Source organism: Olleya sp. UBA1516, from assembly GCF_002323495.1.
Lineage (GTDB): Bacteria > Bacteroidota > Bacteroidia > Flavobacteriales > Flavobacteriaceae > Olleya.
Map to the genome: position 1 here is coordinate 331423 of NZ_DCQO01000009.1, position 22728 is coordinate 354150.

The 22728-nt window shown below is 31.3% G+C and carries 24 protein-coding genes; 2 read left to right on the forward strand and 22 right to left on the reverse strand.

The genetic code is table 11. The annotated features are described in order from the left end of the window. The first annotated feature begins 274 nt into the window (after positions 1–274). Entirely contained in the window at positions 275–1174 is a 900-nt protein-coding gene (locus B2989_RS05700) for an EamA family transporter (protein ID WP_292945449.1), read from the forward strand. Positions 1175–1208: 34 nt separating this feature from the next. Here the strand turns inward: B2989_RS05700 and B2989_RS05705 are convergent, their stop codons facing one another. From B2989_RS05705 to B2989_RS05810, 22 genes are all read right to left on the reverse strand, one after another. After that, positions 1209–1865, reverse strand: coding sequence for an aspartate/glutamate racemase family protein (locus B2989_RS05705; protein WP_292945452.1), 657 nt, complete (start codon positions 1863–1865; stop codon positions 1209–1211). Continuing rightward, positions 1862–2809, reverse strand: a complete 948-nt coding sequence (locus B2989_RS05710; RefSeq protein WP_292945455.1) for an L-histidine N(alpha)-methyltransferase — start codon at positions 2807–2809, stop codon at positions 1862–1864. The genes B2989_RS05705 and B2989_RS05710 overlap by 4 nt, the downstream gene beginning before the upstream one ends. Positions 2810–2812: 3 nt before the next feature. Next, complete coding sequence (gene egtB / locus B2989_RS05715) at positions 2813–3961, reverse strand: ergothioneine biosynthesis protein EgtB (protein ID WP_292945458.1); 1149 nt, start codon at positions 3959–3961, stop codon at positions 2813–2815. Positions 3962–4157: 196 nt separating this feature from the next. Continuing rightward, positions 4158–5009, reverse strand: coding sequence for an SDR family oxidoreductase (locus tag B2989_RS05720; protein ID WP_292945461.1), 852 nt, complete (start codon positions 5007–5009; stop codon positions 4158–4160). Positions 5010–5101: 92 nt separating this feature from the next. Continuing rightward, entirely contained in the window at positions 5102–5479 is a 378-nt protein-coding gene (locus B2989_RS05725; RefSeq protein ID WP_292945464.1) for a nuclear transport factor 2 family protein, read from the reverse strand. A 7-nt stretch (positions 5480–5486) separates the two neighbouring features. After that, positions 5487–5684 (reverse strand): hypothetical protein, encoded by a 198-nt coding sequence (locus B2989_RS05730; RefSeq protein WP_292945467.1) that lies wholly within the window; start codon positions 5682–5684, stop codon positions 5487–5489. A 93-nt stretch (positions 5685–5777) separates the two neighbouring features. Continuing rightward, positions 5778–6143, reverse strand: coding sequence for a hypothetical protein (locus B2989_RS05735; protein WP_292945470.1), 366 nt, complete (start codon positions 6141–6143; stop codon positions 5778–5780). Between the two features lie 120 nt (positions 6144–6263). Further along, entirely contained in the window at positions 6264–7145 is an 882-nt protein-coding gene (locus B2989_RS05740) for a helix-turn-helix domain-containing protein (RefSeq protein ID WP_292945473.1), read from the reverse strand. Further along, positions 7145–9037, reverse strand: a complete 1893-nt coding sequence (locus tag B2989_RS05745; protein ID WP_292945476.1) for a monovalent cation:proton antiporter-2 (CPA2) family protein — start codon at positions 9035–9037, stop codon at positions 7145–7147. The genes B2989_RS05740 and B2989_RS05745 overlap by 1 nt, the downstream gene beginning before the upstream one ends. Before the next feature lie 3 nt (positions 9038–9040). Then, on the reverse strand, positions 9041–9637 hold the full coding sequence (locus B2989_RS05750) for an NAD(P)H-dependent oxidoreductase (RefSeq protein WP_292945479.1): 597 nt from the start codon (positions 9635–9637) through the stop codon (positions 9041–9043). Positions 9638–9687: 50 nt separating this feature from the next. Continuing rightward, positions 9688–10308 carry a MarC family protein gene (locus B2989_RS05755; protein ID WP_292945482.1) on the reverse strand — a complete coding sequence of 207 codons (621 nt, stop codon included), beginning with the start codon at positions 10306–10308 and terminating at the stop codon, positions 9688–9690. A gap of 85 nt (positions 10309–10393) precedes the next feature. Beyond that, positions 10394–11200, reverse strand: coding sequence for an SDR family NAD(P)-dependent oxidoreductase (locus B2989_RS05760; protein WP_292945485.1), 807 nt, complete (start codon positions 11198–11200; stop codon positions 10394–10396). 222 nt (positions 11201–11422) lie between these two features. Continuing rightward, entirely contained in the window at positions 11423–12406 is a 984-nt protein-coding gene (locus B2989_RS05765) for a zinc-dependent alcohol dehydrogenase family protein (protein ID WP_292945488.1), read from the reverse strand. Positions 12407–12626: 220 nt separating this feature from the next. Beyond that, a complete protein-coding gene (locus tag B2989_RS05770) occupies positions 12627–13781 on the reverse strand; it encodes a hypothetical protein (protein ID WP_292945491.1) in 1155 nt (384 codons plus the stop codon). Between the two features lie 84 nt (positions 13782–13865). Next, positions 13866–14711, reverse strand: coding sequence for an enoyl-CoA hydratase/isomerase family protein (locus tag B2989_RS05775; protein ID WP_292945493.1), 846 nt, complete (start codon positions 14709–14711; stop codon positions 13866–13868). A 129-nt stretch (positions 14712–14840) separates the two neighbouring features. After that, positions 14841–15707 carry an AraC family transcriptional regulator gene (locus B2989_RS05780; protein ID WP_292945495.1) on the reverse strand — a complete coding sequence of 289 codons (867 nt, stop codon included), beginning with the start codon at positions 15705–15707 and terminating at the stop codon, positions 14841–14843. A 119-nt stretch (positions 15708–15826) separates the two neighbouring features. Beyond that, positions 15827–16660 carry a DUF4437 domain-containing protein gene (locus B2989_RS05785; RefSeq protein ID WP_292945497.1) on the reverse strand — a complete coding sequence of 278 codons (834 nt, stop codon included), beginning with the start codon at positions 16658–16660 and terminating at the stop codon, positions 15827–15829. A gap of 163 nt (positions 16661–16823) precedes the next feature. Further along, positions 16824–17300 (reverse strand): cupin domain-containing protein, encoded by a 477-nt coding sequence (locus B2989_RS05790; protein ID WP_292945500.1) that lies wholly within the window; start codon positions 17298–17300, stop codon positions 16824–16826. A gap of 297 nt (positions 17301–17597) precedes the next feature. Continuing rightward, the gene (locus B2989_RS05795) at positions 17598–18605 is read right to left on the reverse strand and encodes a zinc-binding alcohol dehydrogenase family protein (protein WP_292945502.1); all 1008 of its coding nucleotides are present in this window, start codon (positions 18603–18605) and stop codon (positions 17598–17600) included. 20 nt (positions 18606–18625) lie between these two features. Beyond that, positions 18626–19285 carry an oxygen-insensitive NAD(P)H nitroreductase gene (gene nfsB, locus B2989_RS05800; RefSeq protein WP_292945504.1) on the reverse strand — a complete coding sequence of 220 codons (660 nt, stop codon included), beginning with the start codon at positions 19283–19285 and terminating at the stop codon, positions 18626–18628. A 220-nt stretch (positions 19286–19505) separates the two neighbouring features. Continuing rightward, positions 19506–20135 carry an alpha-ketoglutarate-dependent dioxygenase AlkB family protein gene (locus tag B2989_RS05805; RefSeq protein WP_292945506.1) on the reverse strand — a complete coding sequence of 210 codons (630 nt, stop codon included), beginning with the start codon at positions 20133–20135 and terminating at the stop codon, positions 19506–19508. 1 nt (position 20136) lies between these two features. After that, positions 20137–21651 carry a BCCT family transporter gene (locus B2989_RS05810; protein WP_292945508.1) on the reverse strand — a complete coding sequence of 505 codons (1515 nt, stop codon included), beginning with the start codon at positions 21649–21651 and terminating at the stop codon, positions 20137–20139. Positions 21652–21829: 178 nt separating this feature from the next. Between B2989_RS05810 and B2989_RS05815 the strand changes: the two genes are divergently transcribed. Further along, positions 21830–22726: an AraC family transcriptional regulator gene (locus B2989_RS05815; protein WP_292945510.1), complete on the forward strand. Its 897-nt coding sequence runs from the start codon at positions 21830–21832 to the stop codon at positions 22724–22726. Positions 22727–22728 lie beyond the last annotated feature (2 nt).

Below are 22728 nucleotides of genomic sequence, written 5' to 3' on the forward strand. Positions count from 1 at the left end.
TAATTATGTTTAAATATGTTTTAAGTCCAATGTTTTTAGTGCTTAGCTAGTAAATGCATAAAAGTTAAATTAGTCATAAAACCGAAAAAAAGTGTTTGCATTATTAGTAGGAAATTCCATTCAAACGATTAACAGTAAAAAAGTCCGTTGTAGTAAAAATCTTATCAAATTTAAAATATATTTTTTTGATTAAAATTTAATTTTTGACTGTGCAAAACGTTTAAAAATATCAGTTTTAGTATTTCAAAATCTGTTAAAAAACTATATTCGCAGCATGTGGATGTATTTAGGTTTATTAGCAGCTCTTTTTTTAGGATTACATAATTTGTGTAAAAAGCATGCAGTACAAGGTAATGAGGTTTTTCCCGTACTTTTAGGTACTATTGGCTCTGGCTTTTTATTTATTCTTCCGTTTTTTATTGGTTCTGTTTTTTTTCCAGAGGAAACCAAAAACTTAGGATTTTATATTACTAGTATTCCTTGGCAAACGCATGGTTTTATATTTATCAAATCAATGATTATGGCTGCGTCATGGATATTAGCCTATCAAGCGTTAAAACACTTACCCATAACTATTGTTACACCAATCCGATCCGCAGGTCCTTTTTTTACTTTTATTGGTGCCATAATTATTTATAACGAAACGCCTAAGTTTTTACAATGGATAGGTTTTTTTCTTATCATATTTTCTGTTATCCTCTACTCTAGAATTGGTAAAAAAGAAGGTATTATATTTAAAAGAAACAAATGGATCTTTGCTATTATTGGAGCAACATTTTTAGGTGCATCTAGCGGTTTATATGATAAATTTTTGATCCAGAGTTTAAGCCTTAACCCTCAAACGTTGCAATTTTGGTTTTGTTGGTATACCATCCTAATTTTAATAGTTATTTTATCTATTACGTGGTTTCCGTATAAAGCTAAACGACAAGCGTTTAAATGGCGTTGGACTATTATTGCTGTTGGTATTTTATTACAAGCAGCAGATTATTTTTACTTTAAAGCACTACAAGATCCTGATGCATTAATCATGTTATTATCTGCTATAAAAAGAAGTCAACTTATAATTGCAGTTGTAATTGGAGGTATTATTTTTAAAGAACATAATAAACGCAAAAAACTTGTTCCTTTATTTGGGATATTATTAGGTGTCTTTTTGATTTTATATTCTTAAAACCAAAAGTGATTTATAAGAAAAAACAATGGTATTAAATCGATTTTATAGCTGCTTGTATCTGTATTCTGGCCATATCATAAACTAACTTAGAGCTTGAGGTATTAATAACAGATAACTCTGTGCATGCTAAAACTACAATTCCATTTTTGGTGTACTTATTAAGCAAATCATTAAATATATTTAACTGCTTAGGATTTGCATCACCATTGTAAACAGCTATTCTTAAATTATCTATTAGTTGCATATCTGCATCAGAAGCCTTAATAATATTAATGTTTCGCGCAGTAAATTGAGATGTTACGTAGTTGGACTGCATGGTATATAATGTGCCAAAAATGGTGGTATTAACATGATTACTTCTAGTAATTTTGGAAATTGTTTCTTGTATAGCGTGTATTACATTGGTTTTAATTTGTAACCTATCTATAGTTTCATGTAAGGTAATATTTGGAACTATAATATTGTCTACTTTTAAAGCGTCAAGTGTATTTAAATGCGTTTTTACAATAGTATCTAAGGTATTGGACGTATTTGGTAACAGCTTATTTATTGCATCAAAATCTACATTTAACAGTGTAAAAGGACATGTGCTAAATCCACCGTATTTTTTGTTATACATAGCATTAAGCGTTTTTATGTAAAACAATGTAGAATAACTTCCAAGTCCCAATACGCCTAATGTGTTCATTCTATTTCAAGGATGTAGTTAGCAAAATAGTTATTACTATCGCTTAATTTATTTTTTATAATGAATTGAGTATTGGTGATAATATTATTTAGAATTTCATCATTATATTTTCTCGAAATTTCTAAATGAATTTTTTCGTTTTTAACAAAGCTGAACGTTTTATTTATCGCTTTAATATGGACGTCTTGATTTATGGTACTTGTTATGTAGCTTTTGGCAATACCTTCTTTTTCATTATAAGTTGGTGTGTGTATAAAGTTGTTTCTGTTAAAATCGGCATCTAATTCTTTATTAATTCGGTCTAATAAATTTAAATTAAAAGCTGCTGTTACACCTTGACTGTCATTATAAGCAGGCAAAACAATGTCTTCAGATTTAATTAAATCTACTCCTAAAAAAAGTTTGTCTCCTAGGTTTAGATTAGCGCTTAGGTTTTGCATAAAAATTGATGCAATAGCATCATTCATATTACCAATATTAGATCCTAAAAATAGAATTACCTTAGGATGTTTACTATGCTTTAAAGACTCTAAAACCTCAAAATAATCACCTTGTTTTGTCTTAACAGAAATAGCAGGTAATTCTGTTTTTAGGGTACTTTCTAAATTATCTAATGCGTTTTGAGAAATATCAATAGGAAGATAACTGTAATCAAAACCTTCTTGACTTAGCAATTTAAGGAGCTCTTTAGTTTTTGTACCATCTCCAGCACCTAACTCTATTAATTCAAAATAAGTGTCTTTCTTTAATTTTAAAGATGCTATAATATTAGACGTTTGGTTTTTAAAAATATCATGCTCTGCTCTAGTCAGATAATATTCTGGTAAACCCATAATTTGGACAAAAAGGGCATCACCTTTTTTATCATAAAAATATTTTGAAGGTAAGTTTTTATGTTGTGCGCTTAAACCGTTGTTTACTGCGTCTTTAAATTGTTGTATCATGTATTATTTTACTAATCTAATTCCTGTGTATTGCCAACGCTCTAGTGGGTTGAAAAAATTTCTGTACGTATTCCTGCTATGGTTTTGAGATGTCGCTACAGATGCGCCACGTAATACCATTTTGTTACTCATAAATTTTCCGTTATACTCACCTACAGCTCCATTTGCTTTTTCAAAATTAGGATATGGTAAATAGGCACTTGCTGTCCATTCCCAACGTTTTCCCCAATGCAATGTGTTAGACGCTACTTCCCATTCAAACTCTGTTGGTAATCGCATCCCTTTCCATTCTGCGTAAGCATTAGCTTCATAAAAATTAATGTGACCTAAAATAGCATTTTTGTCTACTGGTTGTAAACCTGATAAGGTATAGTAATGCCAAATTTCATCTATTTTAAACCAATATAAAGGTGCGTTTATGTTGTTTTTGTTTACCCAAGACCAACCTTCATCTAACCAAAGGTTAAAATCGGAATAACCTCCAGCTTCCATAAATGCTATATAATCACCATTTGTAACTAAAAAATTATTTATTTCAAAATCATTAATAAACACTTTATGTACTCCTAGTTCGTTATCATAACAAAAATCCTGTCCTTGGTAACCAACTTGATAGATTCCTTCATTAATTTTGGTTGTGTCCAAAGCTATATTATGATCTTTTAAATGATTATAATCTTTTTTATAAACCGGAAATAGTGGATTGTGACCAAACATATATTTTACATCAGTAATCAGTAATTCTTGATGTTGCTGCTCATGATTTAATCCCAAAACAATTAAATCTGTTAATTCCTTACTAGAGTTTTGATCTAAAAGTTTTAATACATTTTTATCTACATAATTCCTGTAATCTAAAATATCGCTAGTAACTGGTCTAGACATATTACCTCGATTAGACTGCAAAACACGTGTGCCTAATGTATTGTAGTAACTATTAAATAGAAAGCCATAATTAGCGTCAAACGTTTTATAATTGGGTAAAAAAGGTTTTAAAATAAACTCTTCAAAAAACCAAGTCGTATGTGCTAAGTGCCATTTTGGAGGACTAGCAAATGCTACAACTTGAATTGAATAGTCTTCAACATTTAAATGACTACAAAACGATACTGTTTGCGATCTGACCTGTATAAAATGTGCTGTAATACTCATATATATTTAATACATCATGATGTTTTGAGTTGTACTTTTTGTGTCTACTATATTTTAAATTACTGCTTTAAAGTCTAACCATGATACTCAAATTTAAATAAAATGATTGTAACAGACTATTTATAATATGGACATTATGCCTTATTAACTGTGGTTAAGTCGACTTTAGCGTTATTACTTACACACTATTTGAATTTTAACTATTATTTTTAAACGCTTTAATTATGGAAAGTGTAGATTTATGTGGTCTTCCGGAAGCTTTAGCGTAATCTGAAGACACGTTGTAAGCATCATTTAATATGCCTTCATAAATTCCTGCAATAACAGTTCCTATAAAGTTACCTAATGCTGCTTTTCTTTCTTTAGCATAATCTTCAACTGTAACAGAGTTAAATATAAGATTTGTGCCATAAACTTGGTTTATATATGTTGCCAATTGACTTTGTGTGATAGCCTCTCCAACAAGATTGTAAATTTTATTATTATGCTTGTCTTGGGTTAACATTTTTGCATAAGCAAACCCTAGCTCATCCCTACTGGTATACGTGCACTTGCCAGACGCTGCACAATTAGTAATTTTGCCTTCTTTTGCATAAGTATCGATATATTCTAAATCGGGCTCAATGTAAATTCCGTTTCTACCAATAACCCAATCCAAACCTGAGTTTTGCACATCTTTTTCTGTTTGTCTATTAGTTTGTACTATAGGACTAAAAGCATTTCCAGTTTCTGCACCAACAATACTTGTGTAAACAATTTTTTTAACACCATTTTGCTTTGCTGCTTCAATAACATTTTGGTGCTGAATTATACGTTTTTCTGGTGCATCCATACCAGAAACCAATAATAAAACATCTATACCTTTTAAAGCATTTACAAATTGTTTTTGATTGTTGTAATCTCCTTCTCTGATTGGTACACCTAAAAATTTTGCTTTTTCTGGTGTTCTTGCAATACCTACAATATTGTCCTTTCCTATTAATTGAATAAGATTTTTAATTATTGAAGTCCCTAACTTACCACTTGCGCTTGTTACTGCTATTTTCATTATAAATTTATTTTGCTACCACTTTCTAATATTTTACTACTTAAAATAATAACTACGTGCTAATTTTAATGTTTTACAACTACTTTTAAATATTAGTACATGGTATTATTGTGAGCCGATTTTTCTGGTATTTGCTGAATGCTATCCCAATGCTCCACGATCTTTCCATCAGCATTAAATCTAAAAAAATCCATAGTGACGTATTGGTCATTATCTGGCCAAATTTGATGCGTATGTAAAGCTACTAAATCCCCTTCAGCAACACTTCTGACAAAATCCATAGACTTTACAGGATATTCTTTTTGCATGCGATTAAAATAATCAATAAATGCTTGAGGTCCATCTGCAACCATAGGATTATGTTGTATATACTGCTCTCCAACATACAGTTCTACTGCTTTTGTTGGATTGCCTTCATATGCCATTTTATAGAAAGCAATAGCATTCTCTTTGTTTTTTTGAATATCCATAAGTTGTTTAGTTTTTAAATTTTAATGCTTCTATCTCTTTTTGTAAAGCTTCTGCTTTATCCTTAAATTTTTGCATAGCTTTTTTAAGTTGTTCTATTTTTTTAAAAGCATCCTCATCTTGAACTGCTTCATACACTTCAACAGTTTCTTTAACTTTATATTTTGCTTTTGCACCACAAGTTGGGCATGTTTTTATGTCTGACATTAGATTTTTTTTTAATTATTAATAGATTTAATTTATTTAAATAATAAAAGGCCACCATAGGTAACCTTTTATGTTTGCTATCAATCATTTTTTTTACTTTACTAAGTAACGAGACATTTTCATAGTGCTACCATCAATCATGTTTGCAAATTTTGCTACAGATTCATCTTTCATAAATTTTGTCATAGAAGCTTCAGCATCTTTCATTGACTTCCATTTGGCTACGACCAAAAACGTTTTTGTTTCTTCGTTGTATGCACTTTCTCTACTTATATAACCAGGTTGTTTACTTGTGTAATTAGTGTCTACTTTTGCGTCTTCAATCCAGTAGTTTTCTGTACTTACTGAGGCTTTAATTTTATAAGTTGTTACTTCAATAACATAAGAATTTTTGTCGTTTTCTTTTTTTGAAAAACTTAATAAGGTAAAGCTTGTTAATAGAATTAATAGATATTTCATAATTTTGTTATTTTTTGGTTCTTACTTGTTTACAGGTCTTTAAGTGAACAAATTTAAGATTTAACAAGATTATGTTAAAGATGAATATGAGTGTAAAAATGGTAAATATCGAACCTAAAATTACAAATAGTGTTTTTTGAATTTATTTGGTGTAAACCCTGTATGCTTCTTGAAGTATTTTACAAAGTTTGTAGACTCTTCAAAGCCCAATGAATAAGCTAATTCTGTACTTTTTATTTCAGAGTTTATAAGTAATCGTTTAGCTTCTAACACCACAAATTGATCTATAAATTGCTTTGCAGTAATAGCTATTGTAGCTTTACATATAGTATTTAAGTGTTTGTAGGTAATATTAAGCTTTTCTGCGTAAAAATCTGCATTCCTACTAGTTTTAAAATGAAGGTCTAAAAGAGATTTAAAATCTAAAAAAGTATTAAGCAGTTTAGATTGTTTTAAATGAATTGTTTGATATTGTTTTAAGCGTTCTAATTTTGAAAATATTATATTATGAAGGGATTTGTAAGTGTTTTCTTGATTATAATCTTCTTTCTGATTATGGTATTCTTCAAATAATAATTCAATATAATGAACCACATTAGAGTCTATTGGTACTTGAATAATTGGAGAAAACAAGTGCGCATTAAATAATCTAATTAATTCATTTTTTGGTAACGCATTAATCTGTTTTAAAAGATAATCTTCAGTAAACAACAAGATGTAACCTTTAAGATTTTTAGTAAACTGAAAGGCATTAATTTGACCTTTAGATATATGTATTATCGTGTTTTTTTTAACCGTGTGCCATACAAAATCCACCAATTGTTTACTTTCTCCTGCAGTATACAATACAATCATATTAAAAGCTACTTGGTGTGCTTTTTCCGGATGATGACTTACGACTTGGTCTTTTCTATTGGCAAGGTTTTCAATAGATAAAATTTCAATTCCGCTATTATTTGGTTTTTGAGAATTAAAAACAATTTGAGGAATATCCTTTGGCATTACATTTTAGTATTAAAATTTTCTAATGCTTTTCTAATATGTTCGCTGTCCCAATGGTTATCAAAATCTACAATACCTCTTTTAAAATCTGCATCTAACAATTCTTCTTGTTCTTTAAGCTCTTTTCTTGCTTTAAATATATAATCTTCATCACGTTTAGGTCCTTTTGCCAAGCGTCTTAAACTAGTTTCGTCGTATTTAATAAAGTTTTTAACCTGTCTATTAAGGGTGTATTTTCTAAATCCTAGCTTATGCAATACATCACTAGCTAATGATAAAGAAGTGTCCAGCGATTCTCTATAAAAATTTTCAAGTCCAAGGTTTAACAATTCGTACGCATCTTCTCTATTTTTAGTCCGAATCATGAGCTGTATATGTGGATATTTTTCGTTTACAATTTTACTAATAGCTTTAGTTACACTTAATTTGTTGGTAGCAATAATTAATATTTTAGCCTCTGCAATTCCTGCAAATTCTAATAAATCTAAACGTGTTGCATCACCATAATACACTTCAAATCCCATTTTACGTAAAAAATCAACACGATTTGAATCCTGATCTAATACTGTAGCTTCCACACCATGTGACCTTAAAAAGCGACCAACTGTACTTCCAAAATTACCAAACCCAACTAAAATTATTTTTTGAGATTTTGCAATATGGTCCATAGGTCGTTTAATTGATTCTTTAGTACCTACCTTTGGGAGTATAAAGCGCTCGTTAATTATACTTAAAATTGGTGTTAATGCCATACTTAGAGCTGTAATAACTAAGAGCATATCCATTTGTTGTTGCTCCAAAATATTAAGTCCAAAAGCAAAAGATAACAATACAAAAGCAAATTCTCCAACTTGTGCTAAACTGAAAGTTAAAAGTAACTTTTGATCTATTTTTAGATTAAAAACACGACCAGTAATAAATAAAACGACTGCTTTTAATACCACAATTGCTATTAAAACGCCTCCAATAGTAAGCGGACTTTTTGCTATTACTATAAAATTAATAGAAGCTCCAACTGCCATAAAAAACAAACCTAGTAGTAAGTTTTTAAAAGGTTCTAATGTACTTTCTAATTCATGTTTAAATTCACTGTTAGATAGTACTACTCCACCTAAAAAAGCACCTAAAGCAGGACTAATACCTACTAACTCCATAATAAAAGATATACCAAAAACAATTAAGAATGCTGCAGCTATAAGTAATTCTCTTACTTCCGTTTTAGCAACTTTTCTTAACATTGGCACAATTATATAGCGTCCTAAAGCAATAATAACAGCTACCGATAGAATAATAGCTATTGTTTGCAGCCCAAGTGGTAAACTCTCTATTAGACTTAAAGATTCACTGTGATTATTGGTTTGTGCTTCTGTTTTAAAATTAGATAATAAAGGCATAGCACCAATCATAAAAATCACGATTATATCTTGAAATAATAAAATAGAAAATGCGGAAGTCCCAAAGGTAGTATCCATCAAGCCTTTTTCTTTTATGGTTTGCATAGCAATAGCTGTGGACGATAATGCTACAGCCATAGCAATTACTAATGCGACTTCCCATTCATATCCCAAAAAGGTGAATAGTAAATAGGTTAACAACATGGTTCCACCTACCTGTATTCCTCCCATTCCGAGTATGGTTTTACGCATATTCCAGAAGTTTTTAGGTTCAATTTCTAACCCAATAAGAAATAGCATCATTACGACACCAAATTCTGCGAAATATAAAATATCTTGACCTTCCTCTCCAATAAAACCTAATACATAAGGTCCAATTAATACACCTGCTAATAAATAACCAATAACAGAACTTAATCCTAATCGTTTGGCAATAGAAACACATATAATCGCTCCTGCTAAAAACACTATGGCTTCAAAAAGTAAACTTCCAGTCATATTTTAAGTGATTTTAAGTTGTGGAATGTCATTAATAAATGATTTTTTCTCAAAATCATGTAGCGTTAAATCGGCTTGAAGCAAATCTATTAATTTACCATAATTAATTTTGTAATCATTTAATTTTTCATCGGAAAGATTATGAGTCCCCATTACTGCGAATGGCGGGAAATAGGACATGCCACATAAATTTGCAGTTTGCTCAAAGGGTCTTAAAAATTGCTCAACCGTGAAGCTGTTATATCCTGCTGAACAATACACTTCTTTGGATCCACCAGTTGTTATGGCATTTAAACACGTTTTATTGTGCAAAGCTTTTCCTTCTGGACCATAAGCCCAATTAAATTCTAAAACCATATCAATCCATTGTTTCATTAAAGGCGGACAACTGTACCAATAAAACGGATGATGCCATATAATAATGTCGTGATCTTGTAAAAGTCTCTGCTCTCTAGGTACATCTATATGAAAATCGGGATACTCATCATACAAATCATGAAGCGTCACATTTTCTTTATCTTTTATATGGTTGATTAAAGCCAAATTAGCTCTAGATTTTTCAAATTTTGGATGAGCAAAAAGAATTAGAATTTTTTTCATATTTTGAAATAACTTCAATTTAAGATTTAAAATTACAGTTTTAGTATATTTTAGGTAATTAAATTGAAAGACAACTTTATACCTTGAATAATCATACCTGTTCCTATTATAGCTATAATTAATCCCATAATTTTTCCAATAACAGAAATTACATTATTACCAAAAATTTTGACAATTATATCACTTAACCTAAAAGTGAAATAAGTTAATAAACTCATTAAACCAAAAATAGAAATCACTAAGATTATATGTACAGTTTCTACATTTGCGACAAAATTCATAGCAGTTACAATAGTTCCTGGTCCAGCTAATATTGGAATTGCTAATGGTGAAACAGCTATGTTTTCATCTATATCTACATTATCTATGGTTTTTACATTGGATGTTTTAGATTGTAACATATCAAAACCTATGAAAAAAATTAATATGCCTCCAGTAATTTTAAAAGCAGGAATACTAATATTGAATAACTCGAAAATATACTTACCTAAAAGTACGAAAACAGCAACTATAATAAATGCTATAAAATTTGAACGTCTGTTTATATCATGCTTTGTTTTTTTATCTGCACCTTGAGTTAAGGATAAAAAAACCGTCATATTTGAAATTGGGTTTGTTATTGCAAAAAATGCTGTAAAAACAGCAATAGAAAAGGTAATTAGGTTATCCATTTAGTTTGAAATTAATCGTACAAAAACTTAAATATCTTTTAACAAAAAAATAAATTTTCTATAATTTAACAATTAAATTTAACTTTTAAACCAAACTGTTGGTTATATCTAACAAGGTTTCAATTTTAGCCTCATCATAAGCATCTGGATGTGCCTGAGCAAAACGACCTATAGTATCTCCTTTATCATTATCAAAATACTTACCAGAAGCGTCTTTATAAGCATCAGAAGTTGCTAAATCATAAATAATATTCACTCCTTTTTCTGCTGGAGACCAATGTTGACCATAAGCTTCTTTAGCCATTTTAGTATTTAATAGCGATCCTGGATTTACAGCTATTGTTGTAATATTAGGATGTTGTTTTGCAAAATGAAAGCTCCACATGGTTAATGCCAATTTACTTTGCGCATAGGCATCGCTCGCATTGATGGTAACGTCTCCTGTTAATATGCCTTTTTTAACAGTAGATTGCGCAGCTGAACTTAAATTAACTATTCTTGTTTCTGTACCTTTTTCTAAAACTGGTAAAATATTTTCCGTTAAAATATATGGCGCCAGATAATTCACAGCCATTCTAATATCTAAACCAGCATCCGTTTTTACTGAGGCTGTTTTGAAAATCCCTGCATTGTTAATTAAAATATCTAGTTTAGGAATCTCCTTATTTATTTGTTGCGCTAAATTTTTAACTGCCTTTAAATCTGAAAAATCTGCAACTAATCCTTTTACATTATCGTTATTCGATACTAATTTAATATCCGAAACCACAGCGTTTACTTTAGCTTCACTTCTACCGTGAATATATACTGTATTACCTTCTTTGGCTAGTTTTAAAGCGGTTAGTTTCCCTATTCCGTCTGTGCTTCCTGTGATTAATATTGTTTTATTCATAATGTTTATATTTTTTGTTTTTCTTGATGAAATTATAAAACGCTTGTCTATCAATTTTCATACTACAAAGTTAATAGGAAATGGATTGTTTTAGTAGTAGTAAAAATGGGTTTATAGGTAAATTTCAAGGTTTCTATTTATAATATAAAAAATGCCTCTATATAGAGGCATTTTAAAACTACTAATCAACTTAAAAGGATTTTATTAAAACCCAAATTATTTTTAATTCTCAACCACTACTTTCCCAATAGCTTTTCCGCTTCCTAAATGCGCATAAGCATCAGCAACTTGTTCAAATGAAAATCTATTTTCGTCCACAATTGGCGTTAAATGTCCTTCGTTAGAAATTTTAGCTAAAGTCTCTAAAATATTACCGTGTTTTTCTCTTTTGAAGTTGTGTAACATTGGGATTAACATAAAAACTACGTGTAATGATGCTCCTTTAAAGTGCAACGGAGTTAAATCTATTTCTAATAAAGAAACCGTTGTAGAAATATGTCCGTTTAAAGCAACTGCTTCCATAGAGTTAGTCAGGTTAGTACCACCTACGGTATCAAAAACAACATCAAAACCGCCATCTGTATATTTTGCAGTGTAATCTGCTACTTTTTCAGTTTTGAAATCAATAAAGGTTGCTCCAAATTTTTCAACAATAGCTTTTTGTTTATCGCCTGTTCCTGTTGCAAAAACTTCTGCTCCAAAGTATTTGGCTAATTGTACTGCTAAGTGACCAACACCACCAGATCCACCGTGTACCAATACTTTTTGCCCTGCTTTTACGCCAGCTCTTGTTAACCCCTCATAAGCTGTAATAGCAACTAAAGGTAAGGCTGCAGTTTCGCGCATAGTCAAGTCTTTTGGTTTGTGACCAATTAAGTTACTATCTGCAACAATATATTCTGTTAATGTACCAGGTAAATCTGCTAATCCGCCAGCACAACCATAAACTTCATCGCCTACTTTATATCCTGTTACGCCTTCTCCAACAGCTTCAACTGTTCCTGAGAAATCCATACCTAATAAGGCTGGTGCAGCTGGTGATAATGGTAAATCTGACCCCATATTTTTAATCATCATGTCAATAGTATTCACACTAGATGCTGCTATTTTTACTAATACGTGATTTGCTTTTACTTCTGGTTTTGCTATTTCTGAAACTTCGAAATTTGCACTTTCTCCGTATTCATTTAGTAACATTGCTTTCATATCTATTTTTTTTATTTTGTTATTATTATTTTAATTTATAAATCCACTGTAACGTATTATTCTTGTTGTTGCTCCTGCTATTGCAGGTGCTAGTTTTTGAGTAATATTACCAAACAACATTGTACTAGACTTTATTCTTTATTTTACCATTTACCGTCCAAGCAATGTTATTATTTGTTTTCATATTCTTGTTTTATTTGAAATACGATTTGTTTTTTTCTTATTCTTTTAAATCTAAAACTGAAATGGTGTAAGGCGCATCTGGCGTAGTGTTTACCATATTTGGAGCGCCAAAAGCAGCATCAAAATTTAAAACAATAGCTTCATTCCCTCTGATGATTACTTCGCCAGGACCATCTAGTTTTCCGTCGGCACCATCGGTGTTTCCATTTTCTGCCAACAGTTCTAGATTACCCTTCATATCTATGCTATAAACTGCATTTGCGAATAAATCTGTGATGTAAAATTTATTACTTCTTGCATCCCATTTTAAACCATCGGTAGCAATCATTCCTTTTGTAAATTCTGACGTTGCTATTTTATTATTATCAGCATCCATAGTGGTTTTAAATACCGAACCATCTTCCATAATTCCTGTATATAAATTACCGTCACCAGCAATTGTAATTCCGTTAGCTCCAAATTTTAAAACACCACTAGAAATGAATGTTTCAAAAAGGTGTGCATCTTTCGATTCTAAATTCACAAACTTGCTAATTACTAATGGTTTATCAGCGTTTAGCTCATCTATATTAACTTTATAAACACCACTTATTTGCTTACCATCTTCAGTTTCACCTAAAACAGTATCAGAGATAAATAAATCGTTCCCTTTCCAAACCAATCCGTTTGGGAAAGACAAACCGGTAACAACAGTTTCTAGTTTAGCAACTTCGCCATTTTCAACCGTGATTTTAATAATTCTAGAATCGCCACCAGCCCATAATTGCATATCAATTACATATGTGTTACCATCTGGGCCAAAGTCCAATCCAAATGGAACTACTGTTCCACTCTTAACATCCATGTCTTCTGGTTTAAAAGTGTACCAAGTACTTAGTGTATTGTTCTTATCAATTTTACCAATAGTTGGTATTGCAGGTTTTTGCATAAAACCAGCTTTAATTAAAACCTCATTATGTAAGTTAGGAGATGTGAAAATTACATTTCCTTCGCTATCCAAATCACCACTTGCTGGCGAGTTAAAAGTTTCCGGTAAGTTTAAAAGTAACCTTGGTGTTAATAAAGCGGTTCCTTTAGTATTTGCTTTAACTTCTGTAGTTGAAGATTCTGTGTTTTTTGACTTTGATTTGGTATTACAACCAAAGTTTAAAGTCAATATTACTAATGTTAAAATACTGAATAAATGTTTCATTTTCTTTAAAATTTTATTTATTAAATTGAGTTTAAAAAATGCCTCTACTTGAAAAAAGAAGCGTTCTGATTCTTTGTTTTGTTTTTAATTTACTTCTTGAATATCCATAACCATTTGTTCCCAGTTCTTTTGGTTGTCGTGGTCAAATTGTGCTCCATTATCATATGCATATTGAAAACGTTTTACCGCTGGTGTTTTGCTTGTCGCTTGAAACAATTGATACGCTTCTTCTTTTAAAGCTTCTTTTATTGGTAAATCTATAGATGCATAAACTGCACGCTTAGAAGCTGCAATAGCATCTGCTGGAAATTGTGATATACGTTGTGCTAAAGCATCTACATAAGCACCAATTTCATCTGCGTCTAAAGCTTTGTTTATGGTTCCATATTTTTCAGCTTCATCTGCATCCCAATCTTTGGCACCTAATATTATTTCTAATGCTTTACCTAAACCTGCTTGCCTAGCCATGCGCGACGCTCCACCACCACAAGGTAAAATTCCCATACCAACTTCCATTTGCATAAATTTTGCTTTTCCTCTAGCTGCAAAACGCATGTCTAAAGCCAATGCCATTTCGTGTCCGCCACCTCTAGCAAAACCTTCAATTTTGGCAATGGTTGCTTGTGGTACATTGCTTAATCTTTCTAAAATTGCTTGTAAGTCTAATAACTGTACTTCGTTTCTTGGTACAGCCTCGGTAGACATATCTTTTAATAAGTTGGTATCATAATGACATACCCAGTACTCTGGATTTGAAGATTCAAAAACCACAACTTTTACGCTTCTATCGCGCTCTAATCGTAAACATAAACTGCTTAGATCTGCCAGCATTTCCTGTCCTTGTACATTGACAGGTCCAAAGTTGATATCCACAGTCAGAATTCCTCCGTTTTGTTTTGCTGTAAATGTTTGAAAGTTCTTGTAGTCCATAATATCCTGTTTTAAATTCTTTGTGTAATTATTATTAACACTGCAAATTTAAAATAGAGATAGAGGCTTCTTTTGGTAGAAAACGAAGTGGTATTGGTAAAAAATAAGGTTTTAATACAATTAAGTAACCTATAAACTTAGACTTGCCTTAAAAGCACTAAGAGTAGTACCCCTATAAGACTGAAATGTCTTATTTAAGTGACTAGAATCTGTAAATCCAAGCTCGAGTGCTATTTCAGAATATTGCAAGTCGGTATATTTTAGTCTGGTTTCAACCAGTTTTAATTTGTAGTTGATGATGTACTTTTTTAAAGAAACATCGGTATGTTTTTTGAAATATTCACTGATGTAATTATCTGCCATATGAAATTCTTCTGCCAAACTTTTAGTAGATAATAATTCAGAATTATAAATATTGGAATGGATATAATTTATGATTTGCTGAATTTTTGAAGATTTAATTTCTTTTACAGAATCGGATCCATTGATAAACTGAATATTTCGTGCAATTAAATGTAAAATAACGGACAATGAATTCTGAATAATGAAGATATCGAAAGACTGTTTGTTTAAATATTCGGTAGCCACCATATTTACTAAAGCGACTAAATGCGAACGATCTGCATCGGTTTCAAACTGCATTTCGCGAAGTTCGTGACTTTCACTATTTAATATTTCTTCAATTTTACGAAACCAATCATTCACGGGAAGTGTTTCGTTTTGTGAAGTCGTATTTCTGAAAAAACTCTTTAAAAATTTAATAGCTACAGTTGTGGTTGCTGTTTCAGGATTAACAATATAAATATCATCAGGGATAAATACAAAAATGCTATTAGCTGAATAATTTACCGTTTTACCGTTAATTTTTATGGTTCCTGACCCTTTTTCAAAATAAACAATTTCAAAAAAACGAATGGTTGTGTATTTACAAAACTCAAAAAAAGTTTGCTCTTGATATTTCGCAATTACAATGTTTTCGATGATCGTTCTGGCCATAATATTTTTTTTTATAAAGTTACAACTTATTTAAAATAGAAAAAGCCACAGATTATCGTGGCTTTTTCCTGCTATTAATCAATAATTAGGGATTCAATTATTAATATGTTTTTTCATAATTACTTGACTTTAAAATCTCCGTTACTACGGATGTAAATCACAGTTTCTTGATCTGTAGTAATAATAGATTTCGAATCTTCTTCGACTCCAAAATAAGATCCAGGCGCTAATTCATTTTTATCTCCTTTTTTAGAAAACTGGTGTGTTAATCCTCCAGAAATAACAACAGCTCTAAAATTCGGACTCAAATTTTTAATTTTTCCTTTAAAACCTGCTGGTAATCTTAAAAGCGTTGCACGCAATTGATTGTTTTCGTGACTTCCCCATAAAAAAGCAGTTTCTACATTACTTTTTGCAGCTACCCATTCTATATCGTTGGCATTTAACCAAACCATATTCGATTTATCTACATTGATTGGACGCTCTCCATTATCAAAAGCTTCTGAAGTTGGTTTTACTAAATACGGTCCTTCTTGAATATCTAAAAAAGCCATATTTTCCTGACCATCTGCAGCAGTTATGTGTGCTTCACCTGCTGGTTGTTGCCAATAAGAACCTGCTGGCAACCATTGTTTTGCTGCTTGTTCATCATCGTTATGTAATAAACCTTGAATTACTACTCCACGATAGGTAATGTTGTGAATGTGTGGTGGCGAAGAAAATCCTTTATTGAATTTTACTAAAAAACCTGCTGGTCCGTTTTTGGTACGATCTCCCCATAATTTTCCTGCAGCCGGACTTTTATCGCCTCGTAATGGATTTAACCATCCCCATTCTACATTGTCTGCGGTTACTACTTCATTTACAGATTTTGCATCATCTGTTGTTGGTGTTTGCGCATTTGCATAAAAGCCTGCGACTAATGCTAATGCGATTAAGATATTTTTTTTCATTTTGTTCTATGTTTAAATTAATGATGTCAGTTCGAGTGAAATTCTTTTCAGAATTTTGTATCGAGAATTTTTGATTTTATGACTTCTCGATACAAATTTCTTATATCTTCAATCAAAATATATTTTGATTTTCAATAACTCAAAATTCACTCGAAGTGACGCGCTAATCTTGTTTTTCTGTCTTTTTTAAATAATCTGGTAGCTCTTTAGACAACCAATCTTCACGCACAGGAACGTGCACATCTAAATCTACAGTTTCTTCTAAAGCCCAAAATTCGTGAGGTACATTTTCAGGAAAAACAATAACTTCTCCTGCTCCAACTTCTACAAATGTTTCTTTTCCGTCAATAATGGTTTTTATTTTAACCTTACCAGACATAATATACGTAATTTGCTCGTTTGGGTGTTTATGCCAAGGAATATGCGCGTCTTTTTCTAAATTGAAAATCGTCATTTGTCCTTTTTCTCCGTGAAACCATTTGCGTTTTATGCCTTTCCCGATGGTTTCCGATTCCATATCGTCAAAATTGAAATGTTGCACTTTTGATGTGGCTACAGAATCTATTGTATTTACTTGTGCATTTGCTGTGTTACTGGCAAATAATGCTGTTACAGCTAGTGCTGCTATTGTTTTTTTCATTTCTTTATTTTATTAAATACGTCAGTTCGAAAGATTTATTTTAAATGTTATTAGTATCGAAAAACAAGCGTGTACCTAAGTTCTCGATACATTTTTATTTCCATTTTATTTCAATAAAAACACTCGAAGTGACATTCTTGAACTTCGATTAATAGTTAGTTTGTCAGTTCGAGTGAAATTCTATTTTCAGAATTTTATATCGAGAACCAATCTTATCTATTAGGCTTCTTGATACAAATTTTTCGTACCTCAAAATTCACTCGAAGTGACGTACCCTTATTATCTAACCTATTGATTTTAAAATCCTTCTAAAACAATTTTACCTTTAGCTTTTCCTGTTTCTAAAAAAGCGTGTGCTTTTCTAAGGTTTTCAGCATTTATAGTTCCAAAGTTTTCACCTAAAGTAGTTCTCACGGTTCCGTTATCAATTAATTCTGAAACCTCGTTTAAAATGTTATGCTGTTCTATCATATCATCTGTCTGAAACATAGAACGGGTAAACATTAACTCGATATGAGTAGACACTGCTTTTCCTTTGAAAGGCATCACGTTTAACGATTTTGGATCGTCAATAAATCCGAATTTACCTTGTGGTTTAATCAGCTTTACAATTTCATCTACGTGATGTTCAGTAGCATTTAAACTCACCACATATTCAGGAGCAGGAAGACTATATTTTTCAAACTCTTCACTCAATTTATTTCTATGGTTGATTACTGTATCTGCACCTAATTCTATTAACCAAGATGTGGTTTCTTCGCGAGAAGCGGTACCAATAATGTGCAGTTTTGTTAGCTTTTTAGCCAATTGCACCAAAATAGAACCTACACCACCAGCAGCACCAATAACCAAAATAGATTTGTTGGCATCGTCTTTAGAAACTTGTAATCTGTGAAACAACATTTCGTAAGCTGTAAGCGTAGTTAATGGCAAAGCAGCAGCTTCAGAAAACGATAAACTTGCAGGTTTTTTACCCACAATACGTTCATCTACAACTTGGTATTCTGCATTACTACCTTGGCGTGTAAAATCACCTGCATACCAAACTTCATCACCCACTTTAAATAGCGTAACATCTTCTCCAACAGCAGTGACAATTCCCGTTGCATCCCAACCAATTACACTCCAATTTCCATCTGGTGACGGTCTGTTGGCTCTAATTTTGTAATCTACAGGGTTTACTGAAATCGCTTTCACTTCCACTAAAATATCTCTACCAGTTGCTTTTGGTGTATCTAAAGTGATGTCTTGTAGTGCGTTTACATTATCAATTGGTAAATTCTCTTTATATCCTATTGCTTTCATCTGAATGGAAAATTTTGAAATTATATTATTGTGAAAGTTTCGCTTTCAGCTAATCTCGATTTTGGTGTTTTATCCGTAGTATTGAAATCAGATGCTGCATGATATCCTAAAGACACAGCGACTAAAGATGTGTATCCTTTTTCTCTTAATCCAAATTCTTCATCTAAAGCTTTTACATCAATACCTTCCATTGGTGTAGCATCTAAGCCTAAACTAGCAACACCTAATAAAAAGCTACCAATATTAAGGTATACTTGCTTTTCCATCCAGTGTTGAAGGTCTTTTAAATCGTATTTATGAATTCCTGCAAAAGCTTTTACAGCTCCTAAGAAACCGTTTTTTATATCTTCATTTGGGAATCTTCCGTCTTTATCTTCAGTATCTGCAATATGTTGGTAATATGCATCGTCAGCATCTGTTTTTACACAAAATAAAACTACAGCCGAAGCATTAGTAACTTTTGGCTCATTGAAACTAAAAAAGCCTTGTGTTCCTTTTGCAATACGTGCTTTACCTTCTGTAGTCTCAGCAACTATAAAGTGCCAAGGTTGAAGGTTTACACTTGAAGGACTCATTCTTAGTAAATTTTTGATTTCCCCCATATCTGCATCCGATATTTTTTTGGTTGCATCGTATTCCTTAGTTGTGTATCTCCAGTTTAAAATTTCTTTTAAATTCATTTTTTATATATTTTTTTAAGTTGATTCTAATTTTACTGCAAATTTAGATATATAGACCTATTTTTTTACTGTACAAAAAAAGGTAATACAGGTATAAAAGGAGGTTTTATAGAGGTTTTTTCTTAAAATTTTCCCAAATAGACTAAAAAACACTGTTTTTTAACTTTTAAAACTACATTAAGTAAATGTTAAACCTTTATTAATACAATATTTAAAAATTTTAAGCAATCCACCTGAATGTAAGATTTATTCTTGGTGATATTTGTTTTGCTGTTTTTGGAATTTTATGTTTCCAGTTTTCTTGTGTCGCGTCTTGCATCAACAAAAGACTACCATTTGCTAGCGGAATATCTACACGTTTAAAATCTTTACGAGAGACGTGTTTTAGTTGAAAAGCTCTGGTTGCCCCAAAGGTTACAGAAGCAATTACTGAATTTTTGCGTTGCTCGCCTTTATAATCTTGATGCCAATCTACACTGTCTTTTCCGTCGCGATAATAATTGAGTAAACAACGTGTAAACTTGATATCGACTTCTTTTTCAATTCTGTTTTTTATGAAAAGTAAATCCTCATTCCACAAGTGCATTTTACTTTGAGTATTGGTGTATTTAATGTCTTTACTAATATCGCCATACCAAGCGGTTAACCTAGGGTAATCTACCAGTTTACCGTGAATTGTAATTTGTTCTTGTTGCCAAGGTGTGTTTTCCAGTAAGCTTTTATACAGCTTATTGCTTTCTTCTATGCTGAAGAAATTTTCGAACAACACAACATCTGCTCCTGGTAAATCATATACTGTTTTACGGACTTCTTTTGTAAAAAATAAATTTGTTTGATTGAATACATCCATTTTAATGTTCTTTTAAATCTACATTATTAAGTCTGTTTTTCCTTAGATCCTGTATAAAAAAGCCAAACATAATAATGATGAAAAACGAAAACGGTAAAGACGTTATAATTAATAAACGCTGCACAGCCTCTAAAACATTAACATTGGCTTTAATGTTTCCTAAAAGGATTAAAGCAATGGTTGCTAATAAAATGAAGATAGACCAAATAACACGATGTGTTTTGCTTGGATTTTTAGAGCCATTATCTGTAAACATACTCAACACAAATACCGCAGAATCAACAGAAGTGATTAAAAAACTAATTAATAAAAATATAGAAGTAATGTTTAAAACGGTAGCAAAGGGATACTGCTCGAAAAACACAAAAATAGAAGAAAATACATTCCCGAATTGGTTGTCGTAAGTTCCCCAAGTTTCCATTAAATTGAATGCGGAAGCTCCAAAAACAGAAAACCAAAAGAAGGTTCCGATCGACGGAATAATTAACACGCCTAATAATAATTGTCTTATTGTTCTTCCTTTAGAAATACGCGCAATAAATATACCAGTAAAAGGTGCCCAAGCTAACCAAAAAGCCCAATAATAAAAGGTCCAACCGGTTAAAAACTCTAAACCAGGATTGTAATCTCCTAGCGCCAAGCTAATTGGTACAAAGTCAATAATATAATGGTATGTTGCTGTAAAAAAGGATACCAAAATACCTTTAACATCACTAGTGAAAAAGATGAAAAATAGAATAACCAAAGTGACAATAATATTTAATTTTGAAAATATTTTAATCCCTTTATTTACACCTTGCCAAGCAGAATAACAGGCAATTGTCGCTATTAAAACACACAGAATTATAGTTGTAATTAATCCAAAATCAGCATTAAAAACATGATTTAATCCGCCATTAATTTGTGTGGTCCCTAAACCAATTGCTGCTATTAATCCAAAAATTGTGGTGATAATCGTGATAATATCTACACTTGCTTTTAATGGTTTGTTTTTAATACGATCTTCGATAGTGGCACTAATTCTGACTTTCTTTTTTTTGACATGCAAGGCATAACCAACAATAACTGCAAATAGTCCGTAAAATGCCCAAGCTGTAATTCCCCATTGGTAAAATGTAAATTCCAGCGCAAGCGTTTCATTAGGTAAATTGGATTTAAAAGGTGGGTTTTGTTGCATAAAAACAGGTTCTTGTACTGCTCTTAATAAAATACCAGATCCCATTCCTGCACTATATAACATGGCAATCCAAGACCAAAGGGAATATTCTGGTTTCGCGTTTGGTTTGCCTAGTTTTATTTTTCCGTATTTAGAAAAAGCAACCAATAACAATGCTACAACACAACTAAAACCTAAGTACAAATAGAAGTATCCAAAATAATTTCGAACCCATAATGAGGCCCTTTCAATAGCATTATAACTTGCTTCGGTTGCAAAAAACACAATTAAAGTGCAAATAAAAATGATACCTACAGAAATAGATAAAATAGAATGTTTTTGAATGTATTTTAAAAACAAATGGATATTTTTTTTGTAAAAATAGACATTTCTAGGTGAAATCAATTCTAGAAATTCAGGGTTTTAAGGTAGATAAAAAGGAAAATTATGTATCTAAAAAGGTTTGAATAGTGAATTAATAGTTTTTAAATCAATATTTCTCTAGATTTGTACTTGATTATCCATAAAACATATCATTATGCAAGTATTAGAAGCCTATAAACCTTTTGAAATACAAGAAATAGAATTAACAGAATGGAAACAACGTCCTGTTAAAAACAACTTTTTTGAATTGGTTTTAATTAAAGATGGCGAAGGTACGCAGTGTATTAATTACAACGATTACAACTATACAAAAAACAGCATGTTTTTGTTACCACCATTAAAATGCCATTCTTTTACTATTGAAAAACCGACACGTTTTGTGTTTTTAAAATTTACAGATTCGTTTTTTAAAAATGTAAACAGAATTACTATTGATAGAAACGAATGGTTTAAAGAAGCTGCTTACATACTCTCTAATTACAACCAATTACCAGGAGATATTATTAAAAATGAAATGGACAGGAACCATTTAAACAGCCTAGTAACTATGATTTTACAAGAATCTAGAAATTATGGTGAAGAATCTGTTAACCTAGTAACTAGTTTAATGACAAGTGTTTTAGAGTTGTTAATACGAAATATAAAAAAAGGAAGTTATTTTGAAGTTCCTAAAAATAATTCGGATGATAGGATTACAAAAATGCTAACCTATATTAATGAAAACATAGATAAAACTGAATTACTTAAAGTTGAAAACTTAGCCGATGTTTTTATGATGTCTGCGACTTATGTAAGTGAATATTTTAAGAAACAAGTAAATATTCCTTTAAGAGAATATATTATTAAAGCGAAGCTGAAACTTGTAGAAATTCGATTGCTAAATTCCGATTTTACATTAACCCAAATTGCAGACGAACTTGGTTTTACAGACGTAAGTCACTTATCTAAAACGTTTAAGCGATATGCAGGAACTTCTATACGAGAGTTTAAAAATAATGGCGAATATATGTTGTTAAAACGTGGAAGTTGTGCGCCAACTATTAGAGCTTAACG

Bases quoted from the DNA above. Each gene is read 5' to 3' on its own strand.
- egtB (WP_292945458.1), bottom strand. From the start codon at position 3,961: ATGAGTATTACAGCACATTTTATACAGGTCAGATCGCAAACAGTATCG.
- B2989_RS05775 (WP_292945493.1), bottom strand. From the start codon at position 14,711: ATGGACTACAAGAACTTTCAAACATTTACAGCAAAACAAAACGGAGGA.
- B2989_RS05705 (WP_292945452.1), bottom strand. From the start codon at position 1,865: ATGAACACATTAGGCGTATTGGGACTTGGAAGTTATTCTACATTGTTT.
- B2989_RS05780 (WP_292945495.1), bottom strand. From the start codon at position 15,707: ATGGCCAGAACGATCATCGAAAACATTGTAATTGCGAAATATCAAGAG.
- B2989_RS05785 (WP_292945497.1), bottom strand. From the start codon at position 16,660: ATGAAAAAAAATATCTTAATCGCATTAGCATTAGTCGCAGGCTTTTAT.
- B2989_RS05725 (WP_292945464.1), bottom strand. From the start codon at position 5,479: ATGGATATTCAAAAAAACAAAGAGAATGCTATTGCTTTCTATAAAATG.
- B2989_RS05815 (WP_292945510.1), top strand. From the start codon at position 21,830: ATGCAAGTATTAGAAGCCTATAAACCTTTTGAAATACAAGAAATAGAA.
- B2989_RS05710 (WP_292945455.1), bottom strand. From the start codon at position 2,809: ATGATACAACAATTTAAAGACGCAGTAAACAACGGTTTAAGCGCACAA.
- B2989_RS05765 (WP_292945488.1), bottom strand. From the start codon at position 12,406: ATGAAAGCAATGTTACTAAATGAATACGGAGAAAGTGCAAATTTCGAA.
- B2989_RS05755 (WP_292945482.1), bottom strand. From the start codon at position 10,308: ATGGATAACCTAATTACCTTTTCTATTGCTGTTTTTACAGCATTTTTT.
- B2989_RS05760 (WP_292945485.1), bottom strand. From the start codon at position 11,200: ATGAATAAAACAATATTAATCACAGGAAGCACAGACGGAATAGGGAAA.
- B2989_RS05740 (WP_292945473.1), bottom strand. From the start codon at position 7,145: ATGCCAAAGGATATTCCTCAAATTGTTTTTAATTCTCAAAAACCAAAT.
- B2989_RS05745 (WP_292945476.1), bottom strand. From the start codon at position 9,037: ATGACTGGAAGTTTACTTTTTGAAGCCATAGTGTTTTTAGCAGGAGCG.
- B2989_RS05770 (WP_292945491.1), bottom strand. From the start codon at position 13,781: ATGAAACATTTATTCAGTATTTTAACATTAGTAATATTGACTTTAAAC.
- B2989_RS05795 (WP_292945502.1), bottom strand. From the start codon at position 18,605: ATGAAAGCAATAGGATATAAAGAGAATTTACCAATTGATAATGTAAAC.
- B2989_RS05730 (WP_292945467.1), bottom strand. From the start codon at position 5,684: ATGTCAGACATAAAAACATGCCCAACTTGTGGTGCAAAAGCAAAATAT.
- B2989_RS05805 (WP_292945506.1), bottom strand. From the start codon at position 20,135: ATGGATGTATTCAATCAAACAAATTTATTTTTTACAAAAGAAGTCCGT.
- nfsB (WP_292945504.1), bottom strand. From the start codon at position 19,285: ATGAATTTAAAAGAAATTTTAAACTGGAGATACACAACTAAGGAATAC.
- B2989_RS05750 (WP_292945479.1), bottom strand. From the start codon at position 9,637: ATGAAAAAAATTCTAATTCTTTTTGCTCATCCAAAATTTGAAAAATCT.
- B2989_RS05720 (WP_292945461.1), bottom strand. From the start codon at position 5,009: ATGAAAATAGCAGTAACAAGCGCAAGTGGTAAGTTAGGGACTTCAATA.
- B2989_RS05790 (WP_292945500.1), bottom strand. From the start codon at position 17,300: ATGAAAAAAACAATAGCAGCACTAGCTGTAACAGCATTATTTGCCAGT.
- B2989_RS05700 (WP_292945449.1), top strand. From the start codon at position 275: ATGTGGATGTATTTAGGTTTATTAGCAGCTCTTTTTTTAGGATTACAT.
- B2989_RS05735 (WP_292945470.1), bottom strand. From the start codon at position 6,143: ATGAAATATCTATTAATTCTATTAACAAGCTTTACCTTATTAAGTTTT.